The organism is Streptomyces sp. HM190 (genome assembly GCF_009857135.1).
Classification (GTDB): Bacteria; Actinomycetota; Actinomycetes; order Streptomycetales; family Streptomycetaceae; genus Streptomyces; species Streptomyces heilongjiangensis.
This window is the reverse complement of sequence record NZ_CP047318.1, coordinates 1,529,300-1,545,260: the sequence shown is the minus strand read 5'-3', so window position 1 is coordinate 1,545,260 and position 15,961 is coordinate 1,529,300. Positions and strand designations below refer to the sequence as shown.

General features: G+C 71.9%; 12 protein-coding genes and 3 pseudogenes. 9 read left to right on the top strand and 6 right to left on the bottom strand.

Going from position 1 to position 15,961, the window contains the following annotated elements; translation table 11 throughout:
- Positions 1–54 precede the first annotated feature (54 nt).
- The 5 genes from argC to GSY65_RS06205 are packed head-to-tail and all read left to right on the top strand — an operon-like array spanning position 55 to position 4,915.
- Positions 55–1,083 carry an N-acetyl-gamma-glutamyl-phosphate reductase gene (argC, locus tag GSY65_RS06225; RefSeq protein WP_159766359.1) on the top strand — a complete coding sequence of 343 codons (1,029 nt, stop codon included), beginning with the start codon at positions 55–57 and terminating at the stop codon, positions 1,081–1,083.
- Positions 1,080–2,258, top strand: coding sequence for a bifunctional glutamate N-acetyltransferase/amino-acid acetyltransferase ArgJ (gene argJ / locus GSY65_RS06220; RefSeq protein ID WP_159766358.1), 1,179 nt, complete (start codon positions 1,080–1,082; stop codon positions 2,256–2,258). Before argC ends, argJ begins: the two co-directional genes overlap by 4 nt.
- Positions 2,255–3,166, top strand: a complete 912-nt coding sequence (gene argB / locus GSY65_RS06215) for an acetylglutamate kinase (protein ID WP_159766357.1) — start codon at positions 2,255–2,257, stop codon at positions 3,164–3,166. Before argJ ends, argB begins: the two co-directional genes overlap by 4 nt.
- On the top strand, positions 3,163–4,359 hold the full coding sequence (locus GSY65_RS06210; protein ID WP_201452459.1) for an acetylornithine transaminase: 1,197 nt from the start codon (positions 3,163–3,165) through the stop codon (positions 4,357–4,359). Before argB ends, GSY65_RS06210 begins: the two co-directional genes overlap by 4 nt.
- Positions 4,360–4,378: 19 nt before the next feature.
- The gene (locus GSY65_RS06205) at positions 4,379–4,915 is read left to right on the top strand and encodes an arginine repressor (protein ID WP_159766355.1); all 537 of its coding nucleotides are present in this window, start codon (positions 4,379–4,381) and stop codon (positions 4,913–4,915) included.
- A 224-nt stretch (positions 4,916–5,139) separates the two neighbouring features.
- On the opposite strand, the gene GSY65_RS06195 is transcribed toward GSY65_RS06205, so the two are convergent.
- The 6 genes and pseudogenes from GSY65_RS06195 to GSY65_RS06175 all read right to left on the bottom strand — a co-directional run.
- Complete coding sequence (locus tag GSY65_RS06195; protein WP_443043287.1) at positions 5,140–5,877, bottom strand: FAD:protein FMN transferase; 738 nt, start codon at positions 5,875–5,877, stop codon at positions 5,140–5,142.
- 61 nt (positions 5,878–5,938) lie between these two features.
- Positions 5,939–6,517 (bottom strand): annotated as a pseudogene (locus tag GSY65_RS34645) (FMN-binding protein); the annotation flags it as partial.
- An 84-nt stretch (positions 6,518–6,601) separates the two neighbouring features.
- Positions 6,602–7,333 (bottom strand): annotated as a pseudogene (locus tag GSY65_RS34640) (FMN-binding protein); the annotation flags it as partial.
- A 121-nt stretch (positions 7,334–7,454) separates the two neighbouring features.
- Positions 7,455–8,792 (bottom strand): ferredoxin reductase family protein, encoded by a 1,338-nt coding sequence (locus GSY65_RS06185; RefSeq protein ID WP_159775650.1) that lies wholly within the window; start codon positions 8,790–8,792, stop codon positions 7,455–7,457.
- Positions 8,793–8,937: 145 nt separating this feature from the next.
- On the bottom strand, positions 8,938–9,525 hold the full coding sequence (locus GSY65_RS06180) for a pyridoxamine 5'-phosphate oxidase family protein (protein WP_159766351.1): 588 nt from the start codon (positions 9,523–9,525) through the stop codon (positions 8,938–8,940).
- Between the two features lie 642 nt (positions 9,526–10,167).
- Positions 10,168–10,998 (bottom strand): annotated as a pseudogene (locus GSY65_RS06175) (hypothetical protein); the annotation flags it as partial.
- A 234-nt stretch (positions 10,999–11,232) separates the two neighbouring features.
- Between GSY65_RS06175 and argH the strand changes: the two are divergent.
- The 4 genes from argH (at position 11,233) to GSY65_RS06155 (ending at position 15,888) form a co-directional block, all read left to right on the top strand.
- Positions 11,233–12,663: an argininosuccinate lyase gene (gene argH, locus GSY65_RS06170; protein ID WP_159766349.1), complete on the top strand. Its 1,431-nt coding sequence runs from the start codon at positions 11,233–11,235 to the stop codon at positions 12,661–12,663.
- Between the two features lie 92 nt (positions 12,664–12,755).
- On the top strand, positions 12,756–13,727 hold the full coding sequence (locus GSY65_RS06165; protein WP_159766348.1) for an aldo/keto reductase: 972 nt from the start codon (positions 12,756–12,758) through the stop codon (positions 13,725–13,727).
- Positions 13,728–13,816: 89 nt separating this feature from the next.
- Positions 13,817–14,368: a TetR/AcrR family transcriptional regulator gene (locus GSY65_RS06160; RefSeq protein WP_159766347.1), complete on the top strand. Its 552-nt coding sequence runs from the start codon at positions 13,817–13,819 to the stop codon at positions 14,366–14,368.
- A complete protein-coding gene (locus GSY65_RS06155; protein ID WP_159766346.1) occupies positions 14,365–15,888 on the top strand; it encodes an MFS transporter in 1,524 nt (507 codons plus the stop codon). The genes GSY65_RS06160 and GSY65_RS06155 overlap by 4 nt, the downstream gene beginning before the upstream one ends.
- Positions 15,889–15,961 lie beyond the last annotated feature (73 nt).

Genomic DNA, 15,961 nt, shown 5'->3' with positions numbered 1-15,961 from the left:
TTGCATAAACGTGCAGCGAAACGTATAGTCATGCCATCCAGGAGGAGGGTTTCCATGGCGGTACGTGCAGCGGTGGCGGGAGCGAGTGGTTACGCGGGCGGCGAAGTGCTGCGCCTGCTGCTCGCGCACCCCGAGGTCGAGATCGGTGCCCTGACCGGCAACTCGAACGTCGGCCAGCCCCTCGGCTCCCTCCAGCCGCACCTGCTGCCGCTGGCCGACCGGGTCCTCCAGGAGACCACGGCCGAGGTCCTCGCCGGCCACGACGTCGTGTTCCTCGCGCTGCCGCACGGGCAGTCCGCCGCCGTGGCCGAGCAGCTCGGACCGGACGTGCTCGTCGTCGACATGGGCGCCGACTTCCGGCTGAAGGACGCCGCCGACTGGGAGAGGTTCTACGGCTCCCCGCACGCCGGGACCTGGCCCTACGGCCTCCCCGAACTGCCGGGCGCCCGCGCCGCGCTGGAGGGGTCCAAGCGCGTCGCGGTGCCCGGTTGCTACCCCACGGCCGTCACCCTGGCCCTGTTCCCCGCGTACGCGGCCGGCATCGCCGAGAACGAGGCCGTGATCGTCGCCGCGTCCGGGACGTCCGGCGCGGGCAAGGCCCCCAAGACGCACCTGCTCGGCAGCGAGGTCATGGGCTCGATGAGCCCGTACGGCGTCGGTGGCGGCCACCGGCACACCCCCGAGATGATCCAGAACCTCGGCGGGGTCGCCGGCGAGCGGGTCTCCGTGTCCTTCACCCCGACCCTCGCGCCGATGTCCCGCGGCATCCTCGCCACGTGCAGCGCCAAGGCGCGGGCGGGCGTCACCGCCGAGTCCGTGCGCGCCGCGTACGAGAAGGCCTTCGTCGACGAGCCGTTCGTCCACCTCCTCCCGGAGGGTCAGTGGCCCGCCACGGCGTCCGTCCACGGTTCCAACGCCGTCCAGGTGCAGGTCGCGTACGACGAGGCGGCGGGCCGCGTCATCGCGATCAGCGCCATCGACAACCTCACCAAGGGCACCGCCGGCGGTGCCGTCCAGAGCATGAACATCGCCCTCGGGCTCCCCGAGTCCACCGGGCTGACGACGATCGGAGTTGCGCCGTGAGCGTGACGGCAGCACAGGGATTCAGGGCGGCCGGGATCGCCGCCGGGATCAAGGAGAACGGCAACCCGGACCTGGCCCTCGTGGTCAACGACGGGCCCCGCCTCGCCGCCGCGGGCGTCTTCACCTCCAACCGGGTCAAGGCCGCGCCGGTGCTCTGGTCCGAGCAGGTCCTCAAGAGCGGCCGGATCTCGGCCGTCGTTCTCAACTCCGGCGGCGCCAACGCCTGCACGGGCCCCAAGGGCTTCCAGGACACGCACGCGACCGCCGAGAAGGTCGCCGAATCCCTCAACACGGCCGGGTTCGACGAGACGGGCGGTCACGCGGCCGGCATGGTCGCGGTGTGCTCCACCGGTCTCATCGGCGTCCTCCTGCCCATGGACAAGCTGCTGCCGGGCGTCGACCAGGCCGTCGCCCAGCTCAGCCCGCACGGCGGCGAGAAGGCCGCCATCGCCATCAAGACCACCGACACCGTCCACAAGACGTCCGTCGCCCAGGGCGAGGGCTGGACCGTCGGCGGCATGGCCAAGGGCGCGGGCATGCTCGCCCCCGGCCTCGCCACCATGCTCGTGGTCCTCACCACCGACGCCGACGTCGACGCCGAGACCCTCGACAAGGCCCTGCGGGCGGCCACCCGGGTCACGTTCGACCGGGTCGACTCCGACGGCTGCATGTCCACCAACGACACCGTGCTGCTGCTCGCCTCGGGGGCCTCCGGGATCACCCCGGAGTACGCGGAGTTCGCCGAGGCCGTCCGCACCGTCTGCGACGACCTCGGACAGCAGCTCGTCCGGGACGCCGAGGGCGCCAGCAAGGACATCAGGATCGAGGTGGTCAACGCCGCGACCGAGGACGACGCCGTCGAGGTGGGCCGCTCCATCGCCCGCAACAACCTCCTCAAGTGCGCCATCCACGGCGAGGACCCCAACTGGGGCCGTGTGCTGTCCGCGATCGGCACCACGCAGGCCGCGTTCGAGCCGGACCGGCTGAACGTCGCCATCAACGGAGTCTGGGTCTGCAAGAACGGCGGCGTCGGCGAGGACCGCGACACCGTCGACATGCGCTACCGCGAGGTCCACATCGTCGCCGACCTCGCCGCCGGGTCCGAGACCGCCACCGTCTGGACCAACGACCTGACCGCCGACTACGTCCACGAGAACAGCGCCTACTCCTCATGAGCACCACGCGGAAGCACACCGCCCTCCCCAAGGCCCAGATCCTCATCGAGGCGCTGCCCTGGCTCACCCGCCACAACGGCAAGACGGTCGTCATCAAGTTCGGCGGCAACGCCATGGTCGACGAGGAGCTGAAGGCCGCCTTCGCCCAGGACGTCGTCTTCCTGCGGCACGCCGGCCTCGACGTCGTCGTCGTACACGGCGGCGGTCCGCAGATCAGCGCAGCCCTCGACCGGCACGGCATCGTCAGCGAGTTCAAGGCCGGACTGCGCGTCACCACCGAGGAGGCCATGGACGTCGTCCGCATGGTGCTCGCCGGACAGGTGCAGCGCGAACTGGTCGGCCTGCTCAACCAGCACGGACCGCTCGCCGTCGGTCTGACCGGCGAGGACGCGCACACCATCACCGCCACCAAGCACCAGCCGGAGATCGACGGCGAACGCGTCGACATCGGGCGGGTGGGCGAGATCACCGACATCGACACGGGCGCGATCGAGGCCCTGCTCGCCGACGGCCGCATCCCGGTCGTCTCGTCGATCGCCCGGAGCGAGGACGACGGACATGTCTACAACGTCAATGCTGATACGGCGGCTGCGGCACTCGCTGCTGCTCTGGGCGCCGAGACCCTCATGGTCCTCACCGACGTCGAGGGCCTCTACGAGGACTGGCCGAACAGCGACGAGGTGATCAGCCGCCTCACCGCCTCCCAGCTGGAGAAACTCCTGCCGGAGCTGTCCTCCGGCATGGTGCCGAAGATGGAGGGCTGTCTGCACGCCGTACGCAACGGCGTCAACACCGCCCGCGTCATCGACGGCCGGGTCCAGCACTCGATCCTGCTGGAGATCTTCACCGACGAGGGCATCGGCACGATGGTCGTGCCCGACGCCGTGACCGAGGGGGACGCCGGATGACCGGGACCGTGAGCAACGCAGAGCTGACCCAGCGGTGGCAGGGCTCGCTCATGAACAACTACGGCACCCCGAGGCTGCCCCTCGTCCGCGGTGAGGGCAGCCGGCTGTGGGACGCCGACGGCAGGCAGTACCTGGACTTCGTCGGCGGTATCGCGGTCAACGCCCTCGGTCACGCCCACCCGGCGGTCGTCGAGGCCGTCAGCACGCAGATCGCCTCCCTCGGCCATGTCTCCAACCTGTTCGTCGCCGAGCCGCCCGTCGCGCTCGCCGAACGGCTCCTGGAGGTCTTCGGCCGCGACGGCAAGGTCTTCTTCTGCAACTCCGGCGCCGAGGCCAACGAAGGCGCCTTCAAGATCGGCCGGCTGACCGGGCGGACCCACATGGTCGCCACCACGGGCGGCTTCCACGGCCGGACCATGGGCGCCCTCGCCCTCACCGGCCAGCCCGGCAAGCAGACCGGCTTCCACCCGCTGCCCGGCGACGTCACCCACGTTCCCTACGGCGACGCGAAGGCCCTGGCCGCCGCGGTCACCGAGGAGACGGCACTCGTCGTCATCGAGCCGATCCAGGGGGAGAACGGCGTCGTCGTCCCGCCCCCCGGCTATCTGAAGGCCGCCCGCGCGATCACCGCGGCCACCGGGTCCCTGCTGGTCCTCGACGAGGTGCAGACCGGCGTCGGCCGGACCGGGCACTGGTTCGAGTACCAGGCCCACGAAGGCGTCCTGCCCGACGTCGTCACCCTCGCCAAGGGCCTCGGCGGCGGACTCCCGCTGGGCGCGACCGTCGCCTTCGGCCGGGCCGCGGAGTTCCTGCAGCCCGGTCAGCACGGCACCACCTTCGGCGGGAACCCCGTGGCCTGCGCCGCCGGGCTCGCCGTGCTGGAGACCATCAGGTCCGAGGGCCTGCTGGAGAACGTCAAGCGGCAGAGCGAGCGGCTGCGGGAGGGAATCGAGTCCCTCGGCCACCCGTTGATCGCCCGCGTCCGTGGCGCGGGCCTCCTGCTGGGTATCGTGCTCACCGAGCCGCTCGCGCCCGAGGCGCAGCAGGCGGCTCAGGACGCCGGTCTCCTGGTGAACGCGCCCGCCCCCGATGTCGTCCGGCTCATGCCGGCGCTGAACATCGGCGACGCCGAGGTGGACGCCTTCCTCCGGGCGCTGCCCGGTGTCCTGGACGTGGCCAAGGGGGAGGGATGATCCGGGGAATGGGACGACGATGAGCCAGGCGCAGGAGCACGACCAGGCGGGGCCCGCGGTGCCGCAGACCCGTACCGCACGGCACCGGCGGATCGTGGACATCCTCAACCGGCAACCGGTGCGCTCGCAGAGCCAGTTGGCGAAGCTGCTGTCCGACGACGGGCTGAGCGTCACCCAGGCGACGCTCTCCCGGGACCTGGACGAGCTGAACGCGGTGAAGATCCGCAACACCGACGGCGACCTCATCTACGCGGTGCCGAGCGAGGGCGGGTTCCGTACGCCCCGGGCGCCGCTCGGCGAGTCGGCGAAGGAGGAGCGGATGCGGCGGCTCTCCGCGGAACTGCTGATCTCCGCCGAGGCGTCCGCGAACCTGGTGGTGCTCCGCACGCCGCCGGGTGCCGCCCAGTTCCTGGCCTCGTCCATCGACCAGGCGGAACTGCACGACGTGCTCGGCACGATCGCCGGGGACGACACGCTGCTGCTGATCAGCCGTGATCCGGTGGGTGGCCAGGCCCTCGCGGACCACCTGCTGCGGCTGGCCCAGAACGGCCACTGACAGCGACGGCACGCTGCGCGGGGAGGCCGGCCGTGAGGTGAACGGCTGTGGGCGGCACGCGGCCGGTCGAGCGGCTCCGCGCGTCCTCGACCGGCCTGCCCGGAGCGACCGGCCTGCCCGGAGCGACCGGCCCGCCCGGAGCGACCGGCCCGCCCGGAGCGACCGGACCGCCCGGAGCGACCGGACCGGCCAGGCGGCCCTCGGTCGCTCCGGGCGGGCCGAGGTCACCCCAGGCGTGAGGCCAGCCCTCCCGTGCACCGCACCTCGTCGCCGGCCGTGATGAGCAGGGCCTCCACGTCCGGCAGTGACTCCAGCCAGGCCAGGCCCTCCCGCGAGCCCATCGCGAACGCCGCAGTCGCCCAGCAGTCCGCCCAGGTCAGCCGGGGAGCGACCACCGTCACCGACACCAGGTCGGTGACCGCGGACTTCCCGGTGCGCGGGTCGACGATATGGGTGCCCCGCTCCGCCGTGCCCGAGGTGGCCACGGCCAACCGGTCCGCACCCGCCGCGGTGACGACCGCGGCCAGCCCGCCCGGCCGCAGCGGATCGGCCACGCCCACCCGCCAGGGCCGGTCGGGGCCGGGCACACCGCACAGCTGGACGTCGCCGCCGCCGTTGACGCTCACCCCGGCCGCGCCCGCCTCGACCAGACGCAGGGCCGCCTGTTCGGTCGCCCACCCCTTCACCAGGCCGGTCGGGTCGAAGCGCCCCTCGTAGGTGGCGCTGAACCAGCCGTTGCTCACCCGCTCCGCCTCGGCACACAGCCCGAGCACCTCGGCGACCTCCGGGTCGCACTCCTCGATGGTGGTCTCGCCCCGGGCGAGGCGGGAGATCTGGCTCTGCTCGCGGTAGGTGCTGAACACCTCGTTCACGCGGTGCAGCCCGGCCACCGCCTCGTCGAGCGCGGCCCTGACCGCCGCCGGTTCTCCTCCGCGCACGTCGAAGGAGAAGACGGTGCCCATGACCTCCTCGGCGTGCCGCAACGGGGCGGGCGCGGCGGACCCGGCGGGATCGGTCACCGGATCAGCCCGCCTGGTCCAGCGCGGACTGCACGGACTTGCGGTACCCCTCGCTGGTGTAGGTGGCGCCGGAGACGGCGTCGATGTCGGCGGAACCGGCGGTCACGGCGGCCTGGTTGAGCTTGGGGATCGCGTTGCCGCTGACCTGGGTGGAACGTCCGCCGCTGGGCTGCTGGAGCGCCTCGGCGTTGGTGATCTTGCCGTCGGTGACGGTGATCCGGACCTGGACCGGCCCGTACTCCGTCTTGACGGCCGAGCCCGTGAGCACCTGGGTGCCCGTCGACTTCCCGGCCCCGGAGTCCGCCGCGCCGCCGCCCGCGTCCTGCGAGCCGCCCGCCTCGGCCCCGGGGCCCGAGCCCTGCGCGCTGCCTGCCTGGTCGAGGGCGGACTGCAGGGACTTCTTGTAGCCGTCGCTGGTGTAGGTGGCGCCCGACACCGCGTCGATGTCGGCGTTGCCGGCGGTCACGGCGGCCTGGTTGAGCTTGGGGATGGCGGTGTCGCTGATCTGGGTGGACCGGCCGCCGCTGGGCTTCTGGACGGCCTCGGCCTGGGTGATCTTGCCGCCGTCGACGGTGATACGGACCTGGACGGGGCCGTAGTCGGTCTGCACGGCCGTACCCGTGAGCGTCTGCGCCCCCGAGCCCTGGCCGCCCGAGCCCTGCGCGCTGCCTGCCTGGTCGAGGGCGGACTGCAGGGACTTCTTGTAGCCGTCGCTGGTGTAGGTGGCGCCCGACACCGCGTCGATGTCGGCGTTGCCGGCGGTCACGGCGGCCTGGTTGAGCTTGGGGATGGCGGTGTCGCTGATCTGGGTGGACCGGCCGCCGCTGGGCTTCTGGACGGCCTCGGCCTGGGTGATCTTGCCGCCGTCGACGGTGATACGGACCTGGACGGGGCCGTAGTCGGTCTGCACGGCCGTACCCGTGAGCGTCTGCGCCCCCGAGCCCTGGCCGCCCGAGCCCTGCGCGCTGCCTGCCTGGTCGAGGGCGGACTGCAGGGACTTCTTGTAGCCGTCGCTGGTGTAGGTGGCGCCCGACACCGCGTCGATGTCGGCGTTGCCGGCGGTCACGGCGGCCTGGTTGAGCTTGGGGATGGCGGTGTCGCTGATCTGGGTGGACCGGCCGCCGCTGGGCTTCTGGACGGCCTCGGCCTGGGTGATCTTGCCGCCGTCGACGGTGATACGGACCTGGACCGGCCCGTAGTCGGTCTGCACCGCGGTGCCCGTGAGGGTCTGCGCGCCCGCCACCACCCCGCCCTGGGCCGACGGAGCGCCCCCGGCGGCTCCGGCCTGTACCGATCCGGCCGGGTCCGAGGCGGGCTTCAGCGACAGCAGCAGCACGATGCCGGACACGGTGGCGGCGGTCGCGAGCAGGGTCCGCCGGATGGGGTGGCTCTTCTTCATCGCTCCTTCAGCTCCTGAAGTGAGAAGTCTAGTAGGGGGCAGCCCCGCGGGCGTTCCCATGGGCAGGGGGCGGTGAGGGACGGCCCCGTGGTGCGTGCGCGGCGGCCCGAGGGCCCGCCGCTCACATCTCGAACGACTCGTGGTGGATACGGCGGGTGGGAACGCCCGCCCCGCGCAGCGCCTCGTACACGCCCTGGGCGAACCCGGGCGGACCGCACAGGAAGACGTCGTGGCGCTCGATGTCCGGGATCTTCCGGCGCAGGGAGTCCGCCGAGATGTCGGGGCGCTCGCCCTCCGGGCTGTTCACCGCGTACATCAGCCGGGCCCCGCGCTCCTCCGCGATCTGCGCCAGCTCGTCCCACAGCGCCAGGTCCTGGGTGCTGTTGGCCCGGTAGAGCAGGGTCAGGTCACCGGCCGCGCCGGGCAGCGTCTCGAACAGGGCCCGCATCGGCGTGATGCCCACCCCGCCGGCCACCAGCAGCACCTTGCCCCGGCTGCGCCTGGCGGCCGTGAGCGCCCCGTACGGGCCCTCGGCCCACACCCGGGTGCCGGGCTCCAGGTCGCGCAGGGCGGAGCTGTGGTCGCCGATCGCCTTGACGGTGATGCGCAGCATGTTGGGGCGCGGCGCCGCCGACAGCGAGTACGGGTGCGAACTGAACCGCATGCCGGGGGCCAGGAACCGCCAGCGGAAGAACTGTCCGGCCTCCGCGCCCATCCGGTGCAGCTTGCGCCCGCTCATCAGTACCGAGACGATGCCGGGCGACTCCTCGATGACGGCCTCGACGCGCAGCCGGTGCCTCATGTTCAGCCGGATCGGGGTGAGGATCCGGTACCAGACCACCAGCGCGGTCACCGACCCGTACAGCGCGTACCAGCCCGTCTTCGCCTCGGGGGTGGCGGCGAACTCGTTGCCGGTGGTGATCTGGTGCCAGAACGTCAGGAACGTCGCCGCGTACGTCAGCAGGTGGGTGTGGTACCAGAGGTCGTACGGGATCCGCTTGCGGACCGGGCCGATCGAGATCAGCCCGATGAACACCAGCAGGCCCGTGCCGATGGCGGCCTTGCCCATGTCCGGCAGCTGGTTGATGGAGTCGATGGTCTGCTGGAGGATCGCGGTGTGGGTCAGACCGGCCTGGAGGGCGTACCCGTACATCGTGAGGACGACGTGCGCCACGACCAGGCAGAGCGTGTAGCGGCCGGTCATCGCGTGCCACCGGGCGACCCGGTCGGAGCCGACCCGGCGCTCCAGCGCGGGCACCCGCGCCATCTGGAGCACCACCAGCGCCATCAGGTACCCGCCCAGCAGGCCCGTGATCCGGCCGGCGTTGACCATCTGGCTGCCCTGGTCCGCGATGGAGGGCGTGTTGTCCCACCACAGCCACACCACCGCCGCCGCGCCCGCCCAGAAGGCGATCAGCAGCGGGACGGCGGGGGAGCGGCGAGGTCTGATGCGGCGCATCGTCTGGCGTCGCGCGGCGCGACCTCCGGCGATCGTGGTCACGGTTCCTCCGTGGTGGGCTGGACCCTTGGCCCACACGTACGTGCTGGGAGTGCCGTGTGTTCAACGTGGTGGGGAAACCACCGGGCGAACGGGACGTTCTGTTTCAGCCGGCCGAGGGCGGCAGCGGCAACGGCAGTCCGGGCAGTCCGTCCAGGCTGGTCTCGATGTGCTCCTTGGAGCGGAAGTACGCGGTGAGCGAGTCGTCGTCCTCACGTGCGAAGCGGCGCCCGTGCAGGTCCCGGTCCTCCTCGTACGCCATGAAGGGCACCGCGTAGCCGCAGCTGTCCCGGACGAGTTCCGCCCGCACGACGATGACCGCCCGCAGACCGTGCCGGCCGGGGTCGATGTCGGGGAAGCGGGCCAGGAGCTCCGGGAAGCGCGGGTCGTCACGGAAGACGGCCTCACCCCTGCCGTGGACGCGCACGATGGTGGGCGGGCCCTGGAAGGCGCACCACATGAGGGTGATCCGGCCGTTCTCCCGCAGGTGCGCGATGGTCTCCGCGTTGGATCCCGCGAAGTCCAGGTAGGCCACGGTCAGTTCGTCGAGGATGGCGAACGAGCCCCGCAGGCCCTTGGGGGAGAGGTTGACCGTGCCGTCGGCGGACAGGGGGGCGGTCGCGGTGAAGAAGAGGGGCTGGGCCTCGATGAAGGTGCGCAGGCGGCCGTCTATGCGCGCGTAGGTCTTTCCCATGGCTCATGATTCTCGGCGCATGTCGTTCGCCTGTCCGAGGAAAAACGAAGTCCGGGTGGATCGCCATCGCTGGGATCCACCCGGAATCGGAGCCGGTCCTCCATGGCCGCCCCGGCCGGCGCTCGGGGCGGCCACGGCCCCTGTCGCCCGCGAGGGGCGCAGGAGGTCACTCGCCGGGCGAGCGGGTCGTCATGAGCGGCCGACCCGAGCGGTGCCCACCCGGTGAGTCCGTGGTACGGCTCACTGGTTGAGCTGGCAGGGGGCGAGCTTCTCCAGGCCCTCGGGCTTGGCGGCGGCGCGGCCGATGGCGGTCTCGATGCGGTTCAGCGTCGCGACGCGCTTGTCCTCCAGGGGGCCGAGGATGGCGTTGTTGACGAAGTTGGGGCCGCCCTGGCCGACGGTGTCGACGAGGCGCTTGTTGGCCTCCTGGATCTGGGTGTCGAGGAGTTCCAGGTTGCGGGTGACCTCGGCCTGCGCGGAGGCGGGGATCGCGGGCAGGCTGCCCTCGACCGCCGGGCAGGAGATGGTGCCCGGGGCACCCGCGTTGGTCTCGGCACCGGCGTTGCCCGCGTTGCTCGCGTCCTCGCCCGCGCCGGCCTCCTCGCCCGCGCCCGCCTGGTCACCGGCGGCCGCTGCGCCGCCCTGGTCGAGCTGGCAGGGGGCGAGCTTCTCCAGGCCCTCGGGCTTGGCGGCGGCGCGGCCGATGGCGGTCTCGATGCGGTTCAGCGTCGCGACGCGCTTGTCCTCGAGGGGGCCGAGGATGGCGTTGTTGACGAAGTTGGGGCCGCCCTGGCCGACGGTGTCGACGAGGCGCTTGTTGGCCTCCTGGATCTGGGTGTCGAGGAGTTCCAGGTTGCGGGTGACCTCGGCCTGCGCGGAGGCGGGGATCGCGGGCAGGCTGCCCTCGACCGCCGGGCAGGAGATGGTGCCCGGGCCGCCCGCGGCGTTCCCCGCACCGGAGTCGCCCGCTCCGGCCCCGGCGTCCGCACCGGCACCTGCTCCGGCGCCCGCCTGGTCACCGGCGGCCGCTGCGCCGCCCTGGTCGAGCTGGCAGGGGGCGAGCTTCTCCAGGCCCTCGGGCTTGGCGGCGGCGCGGCCGATGGCGGTCTCGATGCGGTTCAGCGCGGCGACGCGCTTGTCCTCCAGGGGGCCGAGGATGGCGTTCTGGACGAAGTTGGGGCCGCCCTGGCCGACCGTGTCGATCAGGCGCTGGTTGGCCTCCTGGATCTGGGTCTGCAGCTGGGCGAGGTTGCGGTCGACCTCGGCCTTGGCGGACGCGGGGATCGCGGGCAGGCTGCCCTCGACCGCCGGGCACGAGATGGTGCCGGGGGACGCGGCGTCCTGGCCCTCGTTGTTGGCACCCTCACCGGCGAGAGCGGAACCCGCGATGACCGCTCCGGAGAGCACGACCGCGGCGGCGCCGCCGATGATCCCTACGCGACGCTTGTTGTACTTCGGAAGAGCCCTGGACATGCGGATGCCTCACTCGGGTCTGGTGTGGTCGGTGTGAACTAACGCGGCGCCTGCGTTCGGGGGTAGGTACGCGAAAGCGGTTTCGAGTGTTCAAGGCTTCTTGCTTTTCTCTTGAAGTTCTCTCACATTGACGATTCATGCAGAACTCTGCATAATCATGCATTGCAACGGTCGGTCGCCCAAGGTCGCGGCAGACGCACGTGGAAGACCCACACCCCTCTAGGAGCAGCGCAAGTGAGCAGCAACAGCGGTGACGTTCGGCTCTGGGGCGGCCGTTTCGCCGACGGTCCCGCCGAGGCCCTGGCGAAGCTGTCCGCGTCCGTCCACTTCGACTGGCGGCTCGCGCCCTACGACATCGCGGGCTCCCGCGCCCACGCGCGCGTGCTGCACAAGGCGGGACTGCTCACGGACGGCGAGCTGACCGACATGCTGGCCGGCCTCGACCGGCTGGAGGCGGACGTCGCCGACGGCTCCTTCGTCGGCACCATCGCCGACGAGGACGTGCACACCGCCCTGGAGCGGGGCCTGCTGGAGCGCCTCGGCCCCGACCTCGGCGGCAAGCTGCGCGCCGGCCGCTCCCGCAACGACCAGGTCGCGACCCTCTTCCGCATGTACCTGCGGGACCACGCCCGTATCCTCGGCGGCCTGATCGCCGAACTCCAGGACGCGCTGGTCGGCCTGGCCGAGGCCCACCCGGACGTGGCGATGCCCGGCCGCACCCACCTCCAGCACGCCCAGCCGGTGCTGTTCGCCCACCACGTCCTGGCGCACGTGCAGTCCCTGTCCCGGGACGCCGAGCGGCTGCGTCAGTGGGACGCGCGCACGGCGGTCTCGCCGTACGGCTCCGGCGCCCTCGCCGGCTCCTCCCTCGGTCTCGACCCGGAGGCGGTCGCGAGGGACCTCGGCTTCGAGCACGGCAGCTCGGGCAACTCCATCGACGGCACGGCCTCCCGCGACTTCGTCGCCGAGTTCGCCTTCATCACCGCGATGATCGGGGTGAACCTCTCCCGGATCGCCGAGGAGGTCATCATCTGGAACACGAAGGAGTTCTCCTTCGTCACGCTCCACGACGCGTTCTCCACCGGCTCGTCGATCATGCCGCAGAAGAAGAACCCCGACATCGCCGAGCTGGCCCGCGGCAAGTCCGGCCGCCTCATCGGCAACCTGACCGGTCTCATGGCGACCCTGAAGGCCCTCCCGCTCGCCTACAACCGGGACCTCCAGGAGGACAAGGAGCCGGTCTTCGACTCCATCGACCAGCTGGAGGTCCTCCTGCCCGCCTTCACCGGCATGATGGCCACCCTCACCGTCCACCGCGAGCGCATGGAGGAACTGGCCCCCGCCGGGTTCTCCCTCGCCACCGACATCGCCGAGTGGCTGGTCAAGCAGGGCGTGCCGTTCCGGGTCGCGCACGAGGTCGCCGGCGAGTGCGTCAAGGTCGCCGAGGCCGACGGCAAGGAGCTGGACGAGCTGACGGACGAACAGTTCGCCAAGATCTCCGCCCACCTCACCCCCGAGGTCCGCACGGTCCTCAACGTCCCCGGCGCCCTCGCCTCCCGCAACGGCCGCGGTGGCACGGCCCCCTCCGCGGTCGCCGTCCAGCTGGCGGAGGTCAAGCAGGACCTGGCCGTCCAGCACGCCTGGGCCACGGCGAAGAAGGGCTGACGCCGACGCCGGTCCACCCACTCCCCGCAACCAAGGTCATCGCGGGTTACGTTGGTCGCAAGCCGTAAGGAGCCGACCGAACGGAGCCCGCGATGCCCTTCGCCCGACTGGCCTCAGCGACCACCCCCACCTGCCACATCGGATTCGGCCTCGCCGCCGTCGGCCGCCCCGGCTACATCAACCTCGGCCGGGACCGGGACCTCGGCCCCGACCGCGGCGTCGACGCGCTGCGCACCCGCACCCATGAACTCCTCGACGCCGCCTACGCGCAGGGCGTCCGCTACGTCGACGCGGCCCGCTCCTACGGCCGCTCCGAGGAGTTCCTCGCCGACTGGCTGAAGGTCCGCCCCGAGATCGACGACATCGTCGTGGGCAGTAAATGGGGCTACACCTACACCGCCGACTGGACCACGGACGCCGAGCATCACGAGGTCAAGGACCACGGCGTCGCCACGTACGAGCGGCAGCGCGCGGAGACCGCAGCCCTGCTCGGCGACCGGCTCGACCTCTACCAGATCCACTCCGTCACCCCGGACAGCCCGGCCCTCACCGACAAGGAACTCCACACCAGGCTGGCGGAAGCGGCCGGCCAGGGCGTCACGATCGGCTTCTCCACGAGCGGCCCCGCGCAGGCCGACGCCATCCGGGCCGCCCTCGCCGTGACGGTCGACGGCGAGCCCCTCTTCCGCACCGTCCAGTCGACGTACAACGCGCTGGAGACCTCCGCCGCCCCCGCCCTCGCCGAGGCGCACGACGCCGGGCTCACCGTGATCGTCAAGGAGGGCATGGCCAACGGCAGGCTCGCCGAGCCGCACGCGCCGCAGGAGCTGCGCGCCGTGGCCGCGGAGACGTCCCATGGCTGCGACGCGGTCGCCCTGGCGCTGATCCTCCGCCAGCCGTGGACGGGTGTCGTGCTCTCCGGCGCCGCCACCGTCCACCAGCTCGCCTCCAACCTGCACGCGGCGGTCGTGGATCTGGACGACGACCAGCTGACCCGGCTCGCGGCACTCGCCGAGGAGCCCCGCGCCTACTGGGACAAGCGCGGCAGCCTGCCCTGGCACTGAGAGGCGCCGCCTGAGACACAAGACATGAGACATGAGACACATATGCCCGCAGTGAGACAATGTTGTCTCATGTGGTCTATGGTTGTCTCATGGCTGTCGACCGTGACCATGTGCTGCGCAGTGCCGCGGCCCTGCTGACCCGCAAATCCACCGCGACCATGGACGAGGTCGCCAAAGCCGCCGGGATCAGCCGGGCCACGCTGCACCGCCACTTCGCGGGGCGGGACGCGCTCGTCCTGGCCCTGGAGGCGCTGTGCATCGCGGAGTGCGAGACCGCGCTCGACGCGGCCCGCCTGGACGACGGCCCGGCGCACGACGCCGTACGACGCCTCGTGCGCGAGATCGAACCAGCCGCGGGCCTGCTCGCCTTCCTCTACACCGAGAGCCAGTTGTTCGAGGGGGACGGGCAGAACGCGGGCTGGACCCGGATCGACGACCGCGTCGCGGCCGTCTTCAGACGCGGCCAGGCGGCCGGCGAGTTCCGCATCGACCTGACCCCCGCCTGGCTCACCGAGGCGCTGTACGGCCTGCTGGCCTCCGGCGCCTGGGCGGTGTCGGAGGGACGGGTCGCCGGCAAGGACTTCACCCACATGATCGCCGAGCTGCTGCTCGGCGGAGCAGTACGGAGAGAGGAATCATGACCAGCACCCTGCAGCCGGCGTCCACGACCGAGGCGGTGAAGCGACCGGGCCGTTGGCTCGCGCTCGGCGTCCTCGTGCTCGCCGTGCTGCTGGTGGCCGTCGACGCGACCGTCCTCGGTCTCGCGACCCCCTACATCAGCGAGGACCTCAAGCCCTCGGGCACCCAGCTGCTCTGGATCGGTGACGTCTACTCGTTCGTCATCGCGGGCCTGCTGGTCTCCGCCGGCAGCCTCGGCGACCGCATCGGCCGCAAGAGGCTGCTGCTGATCGGCGCCACCGCGTTCGGCGCGATATCCGTCCTGAACGCCTACGCGACGACACCCGAGATGATGATCGTCGCGCGGGCGCTGCTCGGTGTCGCGGGCGCGACGCTGATGCCCGCCACCCTCGCCCTGATCCGCAACCTCTTCCACGACCCGCGCGAACGCAGTCTCGCCATCGGCATCTGGGGTGCCACCGCCTCCGCCGGTACGGCGGTCGGCCCGGTCGTCGGCGGTTTCCTGCTGGAGCACTTCTGGTGGGGCTCCGTCTTCCTGATCAACCTGCCGGTGATGATCGTGCTGGTCGTCGTCGGCAGCAAGCTGCTCCCCGAGTCCCGCCACCCGAACCCGGGCCCGTGGGACCTGCCCAGCGTGGGCCTGTCCCTCGTCGGCATGATCGCCGTGGTGTACGCCGTGAAGGAGACCGCCAGCCACGGCATCGACGGCAACGCGCTCGCCGCCGGTCTGCTCGGTGTCACCGCCCTGTTCTTCTTCATACGCCGCCAACTGGCCCTTCCGCAGCCGCTGCTGGACATGCGTCTCTTCCGTGACCGGGGGTTCTCGGGTGCCGTCCTCGCCGACCTGCTGACCGTCTTCGGGCTGTCCGGCCTGGTCTTCTTCCTCTCCCAGTACCTGCAGCTCGTCCAGGGCAGACGGCCCTTCGAGGCGGGCCTCGCGGAACTCCCCGCCGCCGTGGGCGCGGTCGTCGCAGGCCTCGTCGCCGGCCGGGCCGCCCGGCGTTTCTCGGTACGGTCCGTCGTCGCCGGTGGTCTGGCCGCGATCGGCCTGGCCCTGGGCGTCCTGACCGTGATCGACGAGTCGACCGGCTATCCGCTGCTGGGCGCCGCTCTCCTGGTCGTCGGCGTCGGCGCGGGCTTCTCCTTCACGGTGACCGCCGACGTCATCCTCTCCTCGGTCCCCAAGGAGCAGGCCGGGGCCGCCTCGGCGGTCTCCGAGACGGCGTACGAACTCGGCGCGGCCCTCGGCATCGCTCTGCTCGGCTCGATCGTGACCGGGGTCTACCGGGGGTTCGCCGACCCCGAGGGCACCCCGGCGGGGGCGCACGAGTCGCTGGGCGGAGCGGTGGAGGCGGCCGCCGGTCTGCCCGCGGACGGCGCCCAGGCCCTGCTCGCGTCCGCCCGTGCGTCCTTCGTCGACGGCCTGACCCTGGCGTCCGGTGTCGGGGCGGCGGTCCTGCTGGCGACGGCGGTCGCGGCCTGGTTCATGCTGCGCGGGCAACGGCTGGAGAGCCGGAGCTAGCGCCGCATCAGGCAACGTCCGTCCCGTCGCGCCGCCCGGCACGCACTCTCGCCGCACCGGGCACAAGCCCGAG